We start from the raw sequence: 17,734 nt of genomic DNA on the forward strand, positions 1-17,734 counted from the left end.
CGCGACGCAGACTAGGCAAGCGTTTGAGGGTCGATATCAATCGACCAGCGCACCTTGCGCGCCTCGCGGTTGGCCTCAAGCCATTGCACCAGCCAACTGGCCGCCACGTGCAATTGACTGCGTTTATTGGCGGTCAGCATTAAGTGCATGTGGTAGCGATTTTGACGTCGCTCCATGGGCGCAGGCACGGGGCCCAAGCAGTAAGTGGTAAGGCCTGACGTTTTCAGCCACTCGCGCAGCGCCTGGCCCGCCTGTTGCGCTAAGGCAAGGGCAGCCGGTTCCTGGGGGCTTTCGATCCTTAGTAGCGCCATAAACGTGAATGGCGGCAGGTGTGCCTGGCGGCGCTCTTCCAGCAAGTTTCTCGCCAATGCTCCGTAGCCCTGTTCGGCCAGCAGCCCTAAGTGAGGGTCATCCGGATGCAGTGTTTGCACCAGTACCCGCCCCTGGTCGGCTGCACGTCCTGCGCGCCCGGCAACTTGTTCCAGCAGCTGCGCGCTATGCTCCAGGGCACGGAAGTCGGCGGCGTAAAGACCGCCGTCAGCATTCACCACAACCACCAACGTGACGTGGGGAAGATGGTGCCCCTTGGCAAGCATCTGCGTACCCACCAGCAGGCAAGGTTCGCCACGCTGAATCTCTTTTAGAATCTGCTCAAAGCTGTCTTTCTTGCGGGTGCTGTCGCGATCAATACGGTGCACGGTGACCTTGGGGAAAAGGCCCTGGAGCGTCTCTTCGGTACGCTCGGTGCCGCTTCCCAGCGCGCGTAAGTCACCGCTGCCGCACTCGGGGCAGGCATCCGGCAGGGCACGACGACTATCGCAGTGGTGGCAGGCAAGTAACGGCGGCTGGCGGTGCAGCGTCATGCGTGAATCGCACTGGCCGCATTCCGCCATCCAGCCGCAGGCGTGGCAGGCAAGCGTCGGCGCAAAGCCGCGCCGGTTGATGAAAATCAGCACCTGCTTGCCCGCACTCAGGGTGCTTTTGATCGCTTTAATAGCACCCGGTAGCAGGCCCCCTTGACGGCGCTGGTGGCGTAAATCAAGAAGCTCCAGCTTGGCGGGCTGATGACGGCTGGGCCGCTGAGTAAGGCGCAGGTGGCGATAACTACCGGAAAGCGCCTGCTGTAGGCTCTCAAGCGAAGGCGTGGCGCTGCCCAGCAGTAGTGGAATGCCGTGATAATGAGCGCGTGCAACGGCCAAGTCGCGGGCGTGGTAACGCAGCCCGTCGTGCTGCTTGTAAGAGCCGTCGTGCTCTTCATCGACAATGATCGCGCCTGGGTTGGCAAGCGGGGTAAAGATCGCCGAGCGCGTTCCGATGATAATCAGCGCCCGCCCGTTTGCCGCGGCTTCCCAAACGTCCAGCCGTTCGGGGTCGGTTAAGCCGGAGTGGAGTGCCACTACGGGCACCCGAAAGCGGCTTCTAAAGCGCGCCAGGGTTTGCGGCGTCAGGCCGATTTCCGGCACCAGTACCAGCGACTGCTTGCCTTTGGCGGCAATCGCTTCAATCAGCTGAAGATACACTTCTGTCTTGCCGCTGCCGGTAACGCCTTCAAGCAGGCAAGGGTGGTAGCTTTCAAGCTTTTCGTGTAGCGCCGCAAGGGCGGTGGCCTGCTCACGATTGAGCGGCAGTGCCGGTGTGGCAAGCAAACTGCCACTCGGCGTCTCGGGGGCGGTCAGGGTGATTTCCTGGTGGGTGACCAGCCCCTTCTTGCCCAGTGCTAGCAGCTGGTCGCGGCTAAAGCCGTGGGCGCTGACGGCCCGCGAAGGCAGGCCGTGCGGATGTTGGCATAAAAGCGCATACAGCTCGGCTTGTTTGGGCGCTCGGCTTAAATCCGGCTGAGTATGCGTTACGGCAAACCACAGCGTTTGCGTGCGCCCAGCCATCGGGTGGCCTTGGCGCAGCCGTGCAGGCAGTGCATGGTGGAGCGTATCGCCCAGGCTGTGTTGGTAGTAGCGTGCGGCAAACCGGCATAGCCACAGCCAGTCATTGGGAAGTGGCGCATCGTCCAGCGCTTCGCTGACAGCACGTAACTGGCTGCGTGGTAGTTCACTGGTGGCAGCCAGTTCAGCTACCACGCCTACCACTTCGCGACGCCCAAAAGGTACGCGTACACGAAGCCCTGGCTGCCAGCCGCAAGGGGGAGTGCGGCTGGCGGGCAGGTAATCAAACAGGCGTCGGAGTGGGGACGGCAAGGCGACTTTTAGCACCTGCAAAGAAACAGTGTCAGGCAATTGGCCTCCGGCGATAAGTTTTGCTAAAATATGCGGCCGCTCTGAATCTAAACGATCAGACGGTTAACCGGTTAGTAGTTTTTCCAAACCCGTATGCGGTGCCTGGCAACGGATCAGGTGGCGGCATACCGCTTGAGAGATCATCACGATGAGACAAGGTATTCACCCGAATTACAACACGGTCACCGCTAATTGCTCTTGCGGTGCTAGCTTCCAGGTGGGCTCTACTTCTGGCCAGGATTTCTCGCTAGACGTATGCTCCAACTGCCACCCGTTCTACACAGGTAAGCAGAAGCAAGCGACCACCGGTGGCCGTGTAGAGCGCTTCAACAAGCGTTTCGGCGCTGCTGTTAAGCGCGGCTAATCCTAACGGATCAGCCACACTGCAAGTGCGGGTAAAATACCAGGTACTTGTAAGAAAAACCCACGCTACGGCGTGGGTTTTTTTATGGGCGAATTTCTATAAATGCCTGTTTGGATGAACAAATGGCGAGATGGAAGGGTTTTTCATAAATGCTGCGATACAGCAATAAGCAATGCGTTATAGCTAAAATGCTTCTGCATAAGATTCAGCAAATGGTTGGGAAAAGTAATTAACGTGAAGGAAAAATCGCTAAAAAAAGCGTTTTCTTTTTGAGTTGACGACGCGCTTGAGGCGTCTTGAGTTTTTCTATATTCTGGAAGCACTTATATCTACTTTAGGCTAATTGGACCCTCATTATGACGGATGCAAATAAGCAGGCAGCACTGGACTATCATGCGAAACCGATTCCCGGCAAGCTATCGGTGGAGTTAACCAAGCCCACCGCAACAGCCCGGGACTTGGCACTGGCATATAGCCCTGGCGTTGCTGAGCCGGTTCGCGAAATTGCCCGCGATCCTGAAAATGCTTACCGTTATACGGGCAAGGGTAATTTGGTCGCCGTTATTACCGATGGCAGCGCCATTTTAGGCTTGGGGAATCTTGGCCCGCTGGCCAGTAAGCCGGTGATGGAAGGCAAGGGCGTGCTGTTCAAGTGCTTTGCCGGGATCAACTCGGTAGATATTGAGGTAGACGCAGAAAGCCCGCAGGCGTTTATCGACACCGTTGCCCGCATTGCCGATACTTGGGGCGGCATTAATCTTGAAGATATCAAAGCGCCCGAGTGCTTTGAGATTGAAAAAGCGCTGGTTGAGCGCTGCAATATCCCCGTCTTTCACGATGACCAGCACGGCACGGCTATTGTAACGGCCGCGGGTATGCTGAACGCGTTGGAAATCGCTGGTAAAACGATAGATAGCGTGAAGATCGTTTGCATGGGGGCCGGTGCGGCAGCGATTGCCTGCATGCGCCTACTGGTTTCGTGTGGCGCCAAAAAAGAGAACCTGGTGATGCTGGATCGCCGTGGCGTTATCCATACCGGCCGTGATGGTATCAATGAGTACAAGGCAGAGTTTGCGCTGGATACCGAAATGCGCACTCTGGATGATGCTATCGACGGCGCCGATGTGTTTATCGGTCTTTCCGGCCCGGGCTTGCTGTCGGCTGAGCAGGTTAAAAAGATGGCCGCTGACCCGGTGATTTTCGCCTGCACCAACCCGGACCCGGAAATTCATCCTGACGTTGCCCGTGAAGCGCGCCCGGATGTGATTATGGCGACCGGCCGTTCAGACTTCCCTAACCAGGTAAACAACGTGTTGGGCTTCCCGTTTATTTTCCGTGGGGCGTTGGATGTGCGCGCTACACGGATTAACGAAGCCATGAAGCTTGCCGCTGTGCATGCACTTAAGGATCTGGCCCGCGAGCCGGTTCCCGAGGAAGTGTTGAATGCCTATGAGCGTACGGAAATGAGCTTTGGTCGTGAGTACATTATCCCCACGCCGGTCGATATTCGCTTGCTGGAGCGCGTTTCTTCCGCAGTGGCTCAGGCGGCAGTAGATTCAGGCGTGGCGCGCAAACCGTACCCGGCTCACTACCCCCTCAAAACGATCAATGAGGCTTATGGCCAGTGATGTTTCGGGTGTTTAACACGCCGGTTTGATGGCTCCTTTCAACGCCCGCACTTGCTGCGGGCGTTGTGCTTTTAAGGAGCGGTTTCTAAAGGCTTTTGTACGAAGCTTAGCGAATCGGCTCGTCATGCACGCGTGTTAGCCCTTCCTGGGCGGTAGAGGCAATCAAGCGGCCATCACGGCGATAGATATGACCGCGTGCCAGGCCTCGCGAGTTGCCTGCCCAAGGGGAATCAATCACGTATAAAAGCCACTCATCCAGCCGTGCGTCCTCATGGAGCCATAGCGCGTGGTCAAGGCTTGCGATACGCAGTTTTGGGTCAGTGAACTGAATGCCGTGGGGCAGTAGGCTGGTGGTCAGTAGATTGAAATCAGAGGCGTAGGAGAGCAAGTGCCGGTGCAGGGTGGGGGCATCAGGCAGCGTGCCTGCAAAGCGAAACCATAAACATTGCCCAGCCGGGTCGCCGCTATCTGGATTGCCTTTAATATGCAAAAACTCGATAGGGTGGCCCGGAAAACGTGAGTGCTTGGCGGCGCCGCTCTCAATCAAGGCTTCCGGCGACTCGACATGGGGCATGGCGCGCTGGTGATGAAAACCTTCTTCAGGGCTGTGAAACGACGCGCTACAGAAGAAGATCGGTCGGCCTTTTTGAATCGCCGTAACGCGGCGCGTGGTAAAGCTCCCGCCATCGCGTACGTTATCCACCTGATAGACCACTGGGCGATGCGGGTCGCCAGGGCGAAGAAAGTAACCGTGTTGAGAGTGTGGGTGACGCTCAGCGGGTACCGTACGTGAGGCCGCCGCGAGCGCTTGACCAAGCACCTGTCCACCATAAAGCTGAGGAAAGCCCAGGTCTTGGCTTTGCCCTCGAAAGAGCGTCTCTTCGAGGACTTCAAGCTCAAGCAGGTTTACTAACGTATTCAGCGCGTCGGTCATTCCAGGTATCCTTGGTGCTATCTATTGTTGCCCATAGTGGCGGATATCACATACGGCGAGGCCGCCGTTGCTACCATCATTTTGCTACCTTAGCGGAGTTTGCCTTGATACGCAGCGATGAATTTTACATGCACCGCGCCCTTGAACAGGCGCATTTGGCGGCTGAGGCGGGTGAAGTGCCGGTAGGGGCCGTGGTGGTGAATAGCGAAGGAGAGATTCTTGCCGCTGCCCACAATGCGCCAGTGCTTAGCTGTGACCCTAGCGGCCATGCGGAAATTCGTGCCCTGCGTGAAGCCGGGCAGCAGAGAGCCAACTACCGGCTGGAAGGGTGTACGCTGTATGTCACGTTGGAGCCGTGCATGATGTGCGCGGGGGCCATTGTGCATGCACGCCTAAAGCGTTTGGTTTATGGCGCTGCTGAGCCTCGTACCGGTATGGTGGAGTCCAAGGCTAACCTGCTGGCCCAACCGTGGTTTAATCACCATGTGGAGGTGACGGCGGGCGTGCTGGCGCCATCGGCCAGCAAGTTATTAAAAGCGTTTTTTGCGGCAAGGCGCTAGCGTGTTTTATAGCTCTCTGGCGTGTCAAGAAGCCGCGGGATAAACGTCACCTGGTGGCCACGCACAATGAGTTGCAGAGCAAAGGCTTGGAGTGCGTTAGCGTGGTTGTATCATAGTGGTGATATGACTGCGTAGTGGCTCATGCCCCCGCCTCAGCCTGCGTAAGCGTCGCGTGCTTTAACGCGACCAGGTCAGCGCTGCCGGTACAAAAACAGGCAACGCGCAGCTGCTCAATGAGCGTTTGAAAGTGCTCGATAACGGCATCGCTGGAGGTGGTGGCACTGCTCAGCACCGCCGCTGCCTGACCTACCAGATGAGCGCCTAAACAGAGCGCTTTAGCCGCATCAATACCGCTGGCCACCCCGCCTGAAGCGATCAGCGGCATACCGGGCAGTGCCTGGCGCAAATCGTGCAGTGCTTGTGAGGTGGGGATTCCCCAATCGGCGAAGGCCATGGCGATGGCACGCGCTTGAGGTGTGCTGGCGCGCTCGCCTTCAACTGCCGCCCAACTGGTGCCACCCGCACCCGCAACGTCCAGCATCGCCACGCCTGCTTCGGAAAGTTGGCGACCCACAGAAACAGAAAGCCCAGCCCCAACTTCCTTGACCACCACAGGCACTTCCAGTTTGGCAACGGTGCGCTCAATGGCGGTGAGTATGCCTCGCCAATCGCGATCTCCACCTGTTTGTAGCGCTTCCTGTAGCGGGTTGAGATGAATAATGAGTGCGTTAGCTTCGATCATATCGACCGCGCGTCGGGCATAATCAAGCCCGCGTTCGCCTTTAATTTGGGCGGCTCCCAGGTTGGCCAGCAATGGGATGTCGGGAGCAATTCGGCGCAGTTCGCTCGTGAGGCCCCAGTTGGCTTCGCCTTCAATGGCCACGCGTTGTGAACCCACGCCCATGGCAAGGCCCAGCGTTTGAGCGGCCTCTGCCAAGTGCCGGTTGATATCCTTGGCTCGACTCGCTCCGCCGGTCATCGAACTGATGAGGATGGGCGCTTTTAGAGGTTGCCCGAACAGGTAAGTCCCCAGATCAATATCATCCAGGTTTAATTCCGGCAGCGCACAATGCTCAAAGCGCCAGTGTTCAAAACCTGGACGAAGGGTGCCGACGGCCTGGCGTGGGTGTAGCACGATATCCAGATGGTCGTTCTTACGCTGAGTCAGTTCGGTGTCTTTCATCGTCACTCCCTTGAACCTGAATCTGGCGGAAGCCGCCTGCCAAGTAGGAAACAGTACGTGGTCGGTTAGCTGATGGCTGTGCATGCCTTCCGGCGAAGTCATTAATGGTTTTTGATGTAACCAACTCTTATCTATCTACCCCGTTTCTATTGGTTTAACCAGACATGGCCAACTGCTTATCCAACCAGGTTGGCATAAAGTACCAATGCCCTGGTCGCAGGCGCAGGATAAACGCTTGTAATCGCCAGTACGTTTTTACCTGCTATTTGAAAAGCGTAATCCAAACACCAGAAATTTTCTTTAACCACGAAGGGCAACGTGGGCTCGAGCTGGAAGGCTCTGTAGTGAGGCTATTGATTCAACGGCGGAATTAACTCAAATGGCAGTAGGAGAGAACCGCCGGTTGCGGTTTGACCTAACTGGAAAAATTGCTGACGGCTGTGCTCAACGTACTCAAGCATCTCATAGTAGCGCCGGATATTGCGCACATAAATGACCGGCTCACCACCACGCGCATAGCCGTGGCGCGTTTGGCTATGCCACTCCTGTTGCTGTAACAGGGGAAGCGCCTCGCGAACATCTTGCCAACGGTTGGGGTCCCCACCGAGCTCTTCGGTAATTTTACGTGCATCGTAAAGGTGACCAAGGCCAACATTGTAGGCCGCCATGGCCATATAAAGACGATCATCTCCGGTAATGCTTTCAGGCAGGCGGTCTTTTAGGCTGCGCAGGTAGCGGGCGCCACCATCAATGCTTTGCGCCGCGTCTCGGCGGTTATCCACACCCATTTCGCTGGCGGTAGGGTGGGTGAGCATCATAACGCCTCGCACGCCGGTGGGTGACACCGCTTCCGCGTCCCAGTGGGATTCCTGATAACCCACTGCCGCCAGCAGTTTCCAGTCAAAACCTGTGTCACGTGCCGCCTGTTTAAACAGGTCGGCAAACTGGGGTAAACGTGCATCCAGGTGCGTTAAAAAGGTGCGCGTACCCACGTACTCTAAATAATCGTCATGGCCAAAGTAGCGGTTAACCAGGTGGTCGAGCGTGCCATTTTCCTGAAGGGTTTGCAGGAAGTCATTGGCGGCTTCGAGCAGCCCTAAACCGCGGCCGCGAGGAAGCGCCCATACCATGGAAAGCGGGTCGCCCATTAAAAAGCCGCGCTCTACATTGGGGAAAAAGAGTCGGTTAAGCCGGAACTGATGATCAAAAATAACCGCTGCGTCCAGCACGCCGCTCTCGACCTGGACAAGCAGTTCATCGACATCCAGCTCGTGAGACTCTTTCCAGCTTAAGTCAGCGTAGTCGCGCTGCAACTCACGCAGCGCTTCGCTGGTACCTGCCTGGCTTAGCGTGCCAATCTCAAGGCCTACCAGATCGCTGGGTGCCTTTATGCCGTGTAAACCGCGCCGGTACACCAGCAGTGGTTGCATTTGAATGATGGGGCGGGTGTAGTGCACATCGGATGCGTCAGGGAGTAGGGGTAGGGCGGCAGCGCCAAAATCGCCCTGTTCACGCACGGCCGACAATACGCTTTCAGGATGATGCTTGGCGTTGAGGTTGAGGCTTACTCCCAAATACTCGGCAAACTGATGCATCAGCTCATACTCAAACCCAGTGGGTCCCTGGCGGCCTTCGTAGTAGGTCGTGGGCGTGTTGCGCGTTTGAGCCGTGATAAAATCTTTTGCCTGGATATGCGTTAAATGCTCACCATGTGGCACCTTGGGAAGCGTGGGCGCAAGTACCAATAAGATGATGATAAATAAGGTTAAATAAAGGCGAGCGTGCGCTAAAGAATGGGCATAAATCAATGTCGGCATAAGGTCTTGTCGGCATGAAACAAGCAGCCACAATACCCAGCCATCGCCATGCTGTCACCTTGTTGATTTCGTGTGGCCGCCGCTTTCCAGTATCATAGGGCTCAATAAGTGTCATTTAAGGGGTCGCCTAGCGGCCTGCTATTTCCCTGCACGAATTCTCCCTGCTCTAGAGGCTTCAGGATATGCTCGAATTGCGAGGCGCGCCCGCCCTTTCTACCTTCCGTCATACACGGTTGCTAACGGTGCTGCGTGAACGTGTTCCCGAGGTGGAGGCGCTGTCTGCCCACTATGTTCATTTGATTGACCACCGTGAAGAACTCAGTGATGCCTCTCTCGAGCGTTTGGCGCAACTGTTGGATTACGGCATCCCTACCCATGCCGAGATACCTGCCGACGCTCAACGTTTTCTGGTCGTACCGCGGTTAGGTACCCAGTCGCCCTGGTCATCAAAAGCGACGGATATTGCGCATAACTGTGGGCTGTCGGGCATTCGCCGCATAGAGCGTGGCGTTGATTATCGGGTAGGGTTTAGCCGTGCGCCCAGCGAAGAGAGCCTGACTGCGCTGATGGCGCTGCTGCACGACCGAATGACCGAAACCGTGCTTAATGACGCGGCTGAAGCGGCGGCGCTATTTGCTCACCACGACCCGGCACCGCTGGGTAGCGTGGATATTTTAAACAGCGGACGCGATGCGCTGGTAACCGCTAACCGTGAGTTGGGTTTGGCGCTTGCCGATGACGAAGTCGACTACCTGGTTGATGCCTTTAACGAGCTTCAGCGCAACCCCACCGACATTGAGCTGATGATGTTCGCCCAGGCGAACTCTGAGCACTGCCGACATAAAATCTTCAACGCGGACTGGATCATTGACGGCGAGCCGCAAACCCATTCGCTGTTCAAGATGATCAAGAACACCTTTGCAACCTCTCCTGAAAACGTCTTGTCAGCCTATAGCGATAACGCCGCCGTTATCAAAGGCAGCCAGGCGGGTCGTTTTTATCCCACGCCGCTGACCGGTGCTGAGGGAGAGCGTGCGCTGTACGGGACGCATCAGGAGCCGATTCACATTCTGATGAAGGTGGAAACCCATAACCATCCCACCGCGATAGCACCGTTCCCCGGTGCGGCGACAGGCTCGGGTGGTGAGATTCGCGATGAAGGTGCCACCGGTATCGGCGGTAAGCCCAAAGCGGGCCTTTCCGGTTTTACCGTTTCCAACCTGCGTATCCCCGAGTTTGTACAGCCTTGGGAAGCGTTTGATTATGGCAAGCCCGAGCGTATGCAGTCCGCCCTTGCCATCATGCTGGAAGGCCCGATTGGCGGCGCGGCGTTTAATAACGAGTTTGGCCGCCCAAACCTTACCGGTTACTTCCGTACCTATGAGCAGGACACCCTCAACGAGGGCGGTATTGAGCGTCGAGGTTTCCACAAGCCGATCATGCTGGCGGGTGGTTACGGCAATATTCGCGCCCAGCACGTTCAAAAGGGCGATATTCCTGTCGGCGGTAAGCTGATTGTGATGGGTGGCCCAGCGATGTTGATCGGTCTGGGCGGCGGCGCGGCCTCCAGCATGTCTTCTGGCACCTCAAGTGCCGACCTGGACTTTGCTTCTGTACAGCGTGAAAACCCGGAAATCGAGCGACGTGCTCAGGAAGTGATTGACCGCTGCTGGGCGATGGGGGACAAAAACCCGATCTGCTTTATCCACGATGTGGGGGCGGGTGGTCTTTCCAACGCGCTGCCGGAGCTTGTTAAAGACGGCAACCGGGGTGGGCTGTTCGATTTACGTGCGGTGCCTAATGCTGAGCCGGGTATGAGCCCGCTTGAAATCTGGTGTAACGAAGCGCAGGAACGCTACGTGCTGGCCGTTGCGGCTGAGGACCTAGCAACGTTTGATGCGCTGTGTAAGCGCGAGCGTTGCCCCTATGCGGTGGTGGGTGAAGCGCAGGCTGACCACCATCTTGAAGTGCGCGATGGCCACTTCAACAGCAAGCCGATTGACCTGCCCATGAGCGTGCTGTTCGGTAAAGCGCCGAAAATGCAGCGCAGCTTTGAGCGCCATGCGCCAGAGCTTTCCGGTGTAATGCTGGATAATCTCGACCTGCGTGAGGCGCTTGATCGCGTCCTACGCCTGCCCGCCGTGGCCTCCAAGAGCTTCTTGATTACCATTGGCGATCGCTCAATTACAGGCCAAGTGGCGCGTGACCAAATGGTCGGCCCTTGGCAGGTGCCGGTTGCAGATGTAGCGGTCACAACGGCCAGTTATGACACCCATGCCGGTGAAGCGATGGCGATGGGGGAACGTCCGCCGGTTGCCTTGATTAACCCCGCCGCCAGCGCACGCCTGGCGGTCGCCGAGGCGATTACGAATCTCGCGGCAGCGCCCATTGCCAAGCTAAGCGATATCAAGCTTTCTGCTAACTGGATGAGCGCCGCTGATCACCCTGGCGAAAATCAGGCGCTTTATGATGCGGTTCACGCGGTGGGGATGGAGCTTTGCCCGGCGTTAGGTATTGCGGTGCCGGTCGGCAAAGACTCCATGTCGATGCGTACCTCCTGGCAGGATGTGAGTGACCAAGGGGATAGCGAAGAGAAAAGCGTTACATCACCGCTGTCGGTGGTGATTACCGGCTTCGCGCCTGTGACTGACGCGATGGCAACCCTGACGCCACAGATCAACCTGGATCAAGATGAGTCGGATCTTATTCTGATCGACCTGGGGAACGGTCAAAACCGCTTGGGCGGCTCTGCGCTGGCGCAGGTATATGGTCAGGTAGGCGATACCTGCCCGGATGTCGACGACCCAGAAGATATCAAAGCCTTCTTTGAGGTGATCCAAGGGCTTAATCGTGACGGTAAGCTGCTGGCGTACCATGACCGTAGTGATGGCGGCTTGTTGGTCACGCTGTTGGAAATGGCCTTTGCGGCGCACGCCGGCCTTGAGATCAAACTCGACTGGATGATCGACGAGCCCGTTGAGGCGCTTAATGCGCTGTTCTCGGAAGAGTTGGGTGCGGTGATTCAGGTCAACCGCGAACACACCGAAGAGGTGTTAGCGCAATTTGCAGTAGCGGGTATTGAAACCTGTGGCGTTATCGCCCGGCCGCGTTACGACGACCAGGTGCGAGTAACTCTGTTTGAAGAGCCGCTGCTGGAAACCACTCGCCAACTGACACAGCGTACCTGGTCTGAAACCAGCTATCGCTTGCAGGCACTTCGCGATAATCCCGAGTGCGCTAAAAACGAGTTCGACAACCTGCTCGATACGCGTGACCCAGGCCTTTCAGCGACGCCCACGTTTGATATTAACGAGGATGTCAGCGCGCCGTTTATCAATATGGCCAAGCCCGCTGTTGCGGTACTGCGTGAGCAGGGCGTTAATGGCCAGGTCGAGATGGGCTGGGCATTTGATAAAGCCGGCTTTGAAGCCATTGATGTTCACATGAGTGACATTCTGGAAGGCCGTGTTGCTCTTGATGAGTTCAAAGGGCTCGTTGCCTGTGGCGGTTTCTCTTACGGCGATGTGTTAGGCGCTGGTGGTGGTTGGGCGAAATCCGTGCTGTTTAACGAGCGGGCACGCGATCAGTTTGCCGCCTTCTTTACCCGCGAAGACAGCTTCTCGCTGGGCGTGTGTAACGGATGCCAGATGCTTTCGCAGTTGAAGTCATTGATTCCAGGGGCTGAAAACTGGCCAGGCTTTGTGCGTAACGAGTCCGAGCAGTTTGAGGCGCGGGTAGCCATGCTGCGCGTTGAAAAAACGCCCTCGGTTCTACTGGCCGGCATGGAAGGTTCTCTGTTGCCTATTGCGGTGGCCCATGGGGAAGGGCGTGCTGAGTTCCGCGATACTGCGCACCTGCGTAGCATGCAATCCAGCAATCAGATTGCGCTTCGTTACATTGATAACTATGGGCAGGTGACCACGCGCTATCCAGCTAACCCTAACGGTTCGCCGTCAGGTATCACCGGGTTAACCACCACCGATGGCCGCGTCACGATCATGATGCCTCATCCGGAGCGCGTTACCCGCGCGGTAACCAACTCCTGGCGTCCGGCAGAGTGGACAGAAGATGGTGCCTGGCTGCGCATGTTCCGCAACGCGCGTGTTTGGGTCGGTTAATATCTCACGCCGTTAAGCCATGCGTAACACATAACGGCGGCCCTTGGGCCACCGTTATGGCTAACGCTGTTCTTGGCTGCTCTTGCCCGCTTGAGCCAGCAAAGTAATTTTCTGGCTGTTGGAGTTATATGCCGCCACCTGCTTTACGCCCTTACCAAACGGACGCGGTGAAACGTGTTATTACGCATTTTCGTGCGTCCAGCGAACCCGCGGTGGTGGTATTACCTACGGGAAGCGGGAAGTCGTTGGTGATTGCCGAACTGGCCCGCTTGGCGAGAGGTCGCGTATTGGTATTGGCGCATGTACGCGAGCTGGTGGAGCAGAATCACGCCAAGTACCAGGCCTATGGGCTTAAAGCCGATATTTTCAGCGCGGGTTTAAAGCGCAAGGAAGCGTCGCGCCAGGTCGTGTTTGGCTCGGTGCAGTCGGTAGTGCGTAATCTGGAGGCGTTCAATGACGAAGGCTTCACTCTGCTGGTCATTGATGAGTGCCACCGGGTGTCGCTTGATAAAGACGCAAGCTACCGCCAAGTGATTGATCACCTGCGGGCACAAAACGCGAAGTTGAAAGTGTTAGGGCTGACCGCGACGCCTTACCGGCTAGGCCAAGGGTTTATCTACCATCGTCATTACCACGGCATGGTGCGCGGCAGTGACGCAAGCTTTTTTCGTGACTGCGTGTTCGAACAGCCGCTGCGCTTGATGGTCAAGCAAGGCTATCTTGCCGAACCCAAACGCCTGGATATGGCGATTGAAGGGTATGATTTTTCCATGCTGGCGTCGGCAGAAAACGGCCATTACCGTGAAGCGGAGCTAAATCTCGTCGTGGCAGGCAATCGCGCCACCCCCATGATTATCAGTCAGATTGTTGAGCGTGCCACTGAGCGGCATGGGGTGATGATATTTGCAGCAACTGTCGCCCACGCTGAAGAGATCATGGGGTATTTGCCTGCCGACCAGGCAGCGCTGATTACCGGAGCGACCCCGTCGGTGGAGCGTACTAAGCTGATTGATGCCTTTAAGGCGCGTGAGCTTAAATACCTGGTGAATGTCTCGGTACTGACGACCGGCTTTGATGCGCCGCATGTAGATTTGATAGCGATGCTTCGGCCTACGGAGTCGGTCAGCCTTTATCAGCAGATTGCGGGCCGGGGGCTTCGACTCTCGCCAGGTAAGCAGGATTGCCTTATTTTGGATTACGCGGGCAACCCCTGGGACCTTTACGCACCAGAAGTGGGCGAGCCAAAACCGCCGGGCGACAATGAGCCGGTGCAGGTTGAATGCCCGGCCTGCGGCCACGCTAATCTGTTTTGGGGCAAGCGCGACGGCGAACTGGTCATTGAGCATTTTGGGCGCCGCTGCCAAGGGCTGCTTGAAGATGATAAAGGCAAGCGCCACCAGTGTGATTTTCGCTTTCGCTTCAAGGTGTGCGATAACTGTGGCGCTGAGAATGATATTGCGGCGCGTCGCTGCCACGGCTGCGAACAGCTGCTGGTGGATGCTGATGACAAGCTTAAAGATGCACTCAAATTAAAAGATGCCCGAGTATTACGGGTAAGTGGCATGCAATTGGACGCAACCCTTAATGGCCGTGGTCTGCCGCGTCTGAAAGTGACCTATTACGATGAGGATGGCACAACACTCTCTGAGTGGTTTGCTTTGGAAACCCCCGCCCAGCGCCGCGCCTTTTATGCCGCCTTTTTGCGTCGGCATTTGCGCGCTCCGGGTACGCCCTGGCAACCCCTCAAGCCAGAGGACGTTATTAGCGAGCAGCGCCGCTTGCGCTATCCGGATTTTGTGGTCGGGCGCAAGGTGGGCCGACATTTCCAGATTCGCGACAAGCTCTTCGACTACGAAGGACGCTATCGTAAAGCTGCCGAAGCAGGCTAACGCACCGTGCGCCAGGCGCAACGTCAGGTGCCGACTTTGTTACACTGCCTTCTAGGGGCTGTCTGAAAAGTCGACGAGCGAAGACAAGACAAGGCAAAAATTGGCGAAAAAACGGAGTTTACATGTGTAAATGAGTATTTTGATCGGACTCGCGCACGAGCCAATTTTTAACGCCGTATTGTCGAGCGCAGACACTTTTCAGACAGAGCCTAATGCCCACTGACCAAGAGATACCGACTGAGTGAGCGACACACACAACGCCACCGCTGATCCTGAACGCATGGCTACGTTGGCACAAGAGCCAATCGTCGAGGTGCTTGGGCGGCTGTTCGATGAGCCCATTACTCAACTGCCGGAGGATTTGTATATTCCTCCCGAGGCGCTGCGCGTTTTTTTGGAAACCTTTGAAGGACCGCTGGATCTCTTGCTTTACCTTATTCGTCGGCAAAATTTAGACATCTTGACGATCAACGTGGCCGCGATTACCCACCAGTACATTGAGTACGTAGAGCTGATGCAGGCGATGGAGATCGAGCTTGCCGGTGAGTACTTGCTGATGGCCGCGATGTTGGCGGAAATTAAATCGCGCTCGCTACTGCCTCGGCCGCCCAAAGCGGAGGGCGAAGGTGAAGAGGACCCCCGGGCAGAGCTGATTCGTCGCCTGCAAGAGTATGAGCGTTTAAAAGCCGCTGCTGAAACGCTGGATACATTGCCTCGCGTAGGGCGTGATTGGTTTAGCGTACAGGCTGGTTTACCCCCGCTTGAGTCGCGGGTGATTCACCCGGATGTAGAACTGGACGAACTGCTGAGTGCTCTTTCCGATATCCTTAAACGTGCCGAATTAACGCAGTCCCATCAGATTAGCCGTGAGGTACTGTCTACCCGTGAGCGTATGCTCAAGATCATGGAGCAGCTCAGCGAAGACAGCGCACACCAACGCTACACACCTTTTGAAGCCCTGTTTACCATGGAAGAGGGGCGGGCAGGCGTGGTCGTCACCTTTATGGCTATTTTGGAGCTAGCGAAAGAGGCAATGATCGAAATTGTCCAGAACGCACCACTTTCTCCTATCCATGTACGGGCGCGCAGCGGCGCGATAGTGGATGAAGAAGCCGCTTTTGAAACGCTTGCTGTTGAGGAAGCAGACGGCGCCTTTGAAGAGCCTGCCTTTGAGCCTGATGAGGAGGCACCATGAAGGACACCACCTTAGACAACATTATAGAAGCCGCGCTGCTCGCCGCAGGCGAACCGTTGGATGTCGAGCGGCTCGAAACGTTATTTATCGACGATGAGTGCCCGCCGAGACGAGAGTTGCGTGACGCATTAGCGCGCCTTGCTCTGCGCCATAAAGAGGGCGCGTTAGAGTTAGTGGAAACCGCATCAGGGTTTCAGCTGCGTATTCAGCCACGCCTTGCGCATTGGGTGTCACGCCTCTGGGACGAACGCCCCCAGCGATATTCGCGTGCGCTGCTTGAAACGCTGTCGTTGATTGCCTATCGGCAGCCTGTCACCCGTGGTGATATCGAAGAAGTACGCGGGGTCAGCGTGAGCAGTTCGATCATGCGCACCTTAATGGAGCGTGGATGGGTTCGTGTTGTTGGCCACCGCGATGTGCCCGGGCGGCCAGCCGTCTACGCCACTACACGAAGCTTTCTGGACGATTTTGGCCTGAAAACACTGGATGCACTTCCCCCCATGCATGAATTGGTTAATTGGGAGAAGAGGGAAGAGGCTGAGTTACCGGCTTCACAAGAGGCTCTCCTCGAAGAAGAGAGTGAGGAAGAGAAGCCCAAAGAAACACTGGACGAAGCGCCAGAAAGCGTGCAGGATGCGCCACCCAAGACGGCTGAGAGAGCCGACGACCACGCCGAGACGGCGTTAACCCAGCCGCTAAGTTTTGCTGATTTAGAAGCTCGACTTGCGGCACGTGCGCAGCGCTCACATGATGACAGCGCACGCACGCAGACCAATGATATGAGGTCAGACGATCATGACTCAGAGTAACAACACCCCTCCCGTTAGTGAAAAACTCCAGAAAGTGCTTGCCCGAGCGGGGCTGGGTTCGCGGCGCGAAATGGAAACCGCTATTTCTGATGGCCGAGTAAAGGTCAACAGCCAGGTCGCCAAGTTGGGTGACCGCGTTGAAATTCGCGATAAAGTAAGTTTCGATGACCGCCCCGTTACACTGCGACCCGAGAACGAAGCGCCGCGTCGCGTCATCATGTACAACAAGCCAGAAGGCGAGCTGTGCACCCGTAAAGACCCGGAAGGCCGTCGTACCGTATTTGAGCGTTTGCCACGGCTAAAAGGCGAGCGCTGGATTGCCATTGGCCGACTGGATATCAATACCAGCGGTCTGCTGCTTTTCACGACCGATGGCGAGCTTGCCAACCGGTTAATGCACCCCTCAACCCAGGTTGAGCGTGAATACGCCGTGCGCGTAATGGGCGAAGTAAAGCGCGAACACATCGTAGCGATGGTGGATGGCGTTATGCTGGAAGATGGCCCTGCTCGCTTTACCGATGTGCAAGAGTTTGGTGGTGAAGGTATCAACACCTGGTTCCACGTCGTCATTCTTGAGGGACGTAACCGCGAGGTGCGCCGCCTGTGGGAGTCTCAAGAGCTAACGGTTAGCCGCCTGAAGCGTGTGCGTTACGGCAACATTTTTATTGATAAGCGTGCTAAAGCGGGAGAGTGGGTCGAGCTTTCGCAAGACGAAGTCGATGATCTCGCCACGATCGCTAACCTTGAAGCACGTAAGGTGCCTGAGCTGACGCCTGACGAGAAGAACCGTTGGAGCCGCGACAAAAATAAGCGTCGTCCGGTACAGACAATGCGCAAGCCTAAACGCCGCTAATTTTATAACTACCCAAACCAGGGGTGGAAAATTGGTTCGCACTGGCCAGCCATCAATCGCTTGATGGCTGGCTTTTAAGTATCTGGGTACCTTAAAACGATCGTTGTTGTACCAGGCATGATCGTGGCGGTAGAGACTCGCATGGGCCATGAA

General features: G+C 56.5%; 12 protein-coding genes. 8 read left to right on the top strand and 4 right to left on the bottom strand.

Annotated features, from left to right (window positions below; translation table 11 throughout):
* Positions 1–11: 11 nt before the first annotated feature.
* Positions 12–2,231 carry a primosomal protein N' gene (locus ACT3R4_RS01955; RefSeq protein WP_441677252.1) on the bottom strand — a complete coding sequence of 740 codons (2,220 nt, stop codon included), beginning with the start codon at positions 2,229–2,231 and terminating at the stop codon, positions 12–14.
* A gap of 148 nt (positions 2,232–2,379) precedes the next feature.
* Here ACT3R4_RS01955 and rpmE point away from each other — a divergent pair, with 148 nt between their 5' ends.
* Together rpmE and ACT3R4_RS01965 are read left to right on the top strand one after the other, a co-directional pair.
* The gene (rpmE, locus tag ACT3R4_RS01960) at positions 2,380–2,595 is read left to right on the top strand and encodes a 50S ribosomal protein L31 (RefSeq protein WP_087105934.1); all 216 of its coding nucleotides are present in this window, start codon (positions 2,380–2,382) and stop codon (positions 2,593–2,595) included.
* Positions 2,596–2,951: 356 nt separating this feature from the next.
* Positions 2,952–4,223 (top strand): malic enzyme-like NAD(P)-binding protein, encoded by a 1,272-nt coding sequence (locus tag ACT3R4_RS01965; RefSeq protein WP_087105936.1) that lies wholly within the window; start codon positions 2,952–2,954, stop codon positions 4,221–4,223.
* A gap of 106 nt (positions 4,224–4,329) precedes the next feature.
* On the opposite strand, the gene ACT3R4_RS01970 is transcribed toward ACT3R4_RS01965, so the two are convergent.
* Positions 4,330–5,157, bottom strand: a complete 828-nt coding sequence (locus tag ACT3R4_RS01970) for an acyl-CoA thioesterase (protein ID WP_193056852.1) — start codon at positions 5,155–5,157, stop codon at positions 4,330–4,332.
* A gap of 107 nt (positions 5,158–5,264) precedes the next feature.
* On the opposite strand from ACT3R4_RS01970, the gene tadA reads away from it, so the two are divergent.
* Positions 5,265–5,717, top strand: a complete 453-nt coding sequence (gene tadA, locus ACT3R4_RS01975; RefSeq protein WP_318779695.1) for a tRNA adenosine(34) deaminase TadA — start codon at positions 5,265–5,267, stop codon at positions 5,715–5,717.
* Between the two features lie 139 nt (positions 5,718–5,856).
* Here the strand turns inward: tadA and fni are convergent, their stop codons facing one another.
* Together fni and mltF are read right to left on the bottom strand one after the other, a co-directional pair.
* On the bottom strand, positions 5,857–6,900 hold the full coding sequence (fni, locus tag ACT3R4_RS01980) for a type 2 isopentenyl-diphosphate Delta-isomerase (protein WP_193056853.1): 1,044 nt from the start codon (positions 6,898–6,900) through the stop codon (positions 5,857–5,859).
* Positions 6,901–7,250: 350 nt separating this feature from the next.
* Positions 7,251–8,717 carry a membrane-bound lytic murein transglycosylase MltF gene (gene mltF / locus ACT3R4_RS01985; protein ID WP_193056854.1) on the bottom strand — a complete coding sequence of 489 codons (1,467 nt, stop codon included), beginning with the start codon at positions 8,715–8,717 and terminating at the stop codon, positions 7,251–7,253.
* Between the two features lie 182 nt (positions 8,718–8,899).
* Between mltF and purL the strand changes: the two genes are divergently transcribed.
* The 5 genes from purL to rluB all read left to right on the top strand — a co-directional run bounded on the left by purL (position 8,900) and on the right by rluB (position 17,581).
* Complete coding sequence (gene purL, locus ACT3R4_RS01990; protein WP_193056855.1) at positions 8,900–12,835, top strand: phosphoribosylformylglycinamidine synthase; 3,936 nt, start codon at positions 8,900–8,902, stop codon at positions 12,833–12,835.
* Positions 12,836–12,963: 128 nt separating this feature from the next.
* Positions 12,964–14,724, top strand: a complete 1,761-nt coding sequence (locus ACT3R4_RS01995; protein ID WP_193056856.1) for a DNA repair helicase RadD — start codon at positions 12,964–12,966, stop codon at positions 14,722–14,724.
* Between the two features lie 280 nt (positions 14,725–15,004).
* A complete protein-coding gene (locus tag ACT3R4_RS02000; protein ID WP_441677326.1) occupies positions 15,005–15,919 on the top strand; it encodes a segregation and condensation protein A in 915 nt (304 codons plus the stop codon).
* Positions 15,916–16,728: an SMC-Scp complex subunit ScpB gene (gene scpB / locus ACT3R4_RS02005; RefSeq protein WP_441677250.1), complete on the top strand. Its 813-nt coding sequence runs from the start codon at positions 15,916–15,918 to the stop codon at positions 16,726–16,728. Before ACT3R4_RS02000 ends, scpB begins: the two co-directional genes overlap by 4 nt.
* Positions 16,715–17,581, top strand: a complete 867-nt coding sequence (rluB, locus tag ACT3R4_RS02010; protein ID WP_087105950.1) for a 23S rRNA pseudouridine(2605) synthase RluB — start codon at positions 16,715–16,717, stop codon at positions 17,579–17,581. Before scpB ends, rluB begins: the two co-directional genes overlap by 14 nt.
* Positions 17,582–17,734: the final 153 nt, after the last annotated feature.

The sequence above is a fragment of the Halomonas sp. AOP7-E1-9 genome (assembly GCF_052376035.1).
GTDB lineage: Bacteria > Pseudomonadota > Gammaproteobacteria > Pseudomonadales > Halomonadaceae > Vreelandella > Vreelandella citrativorans.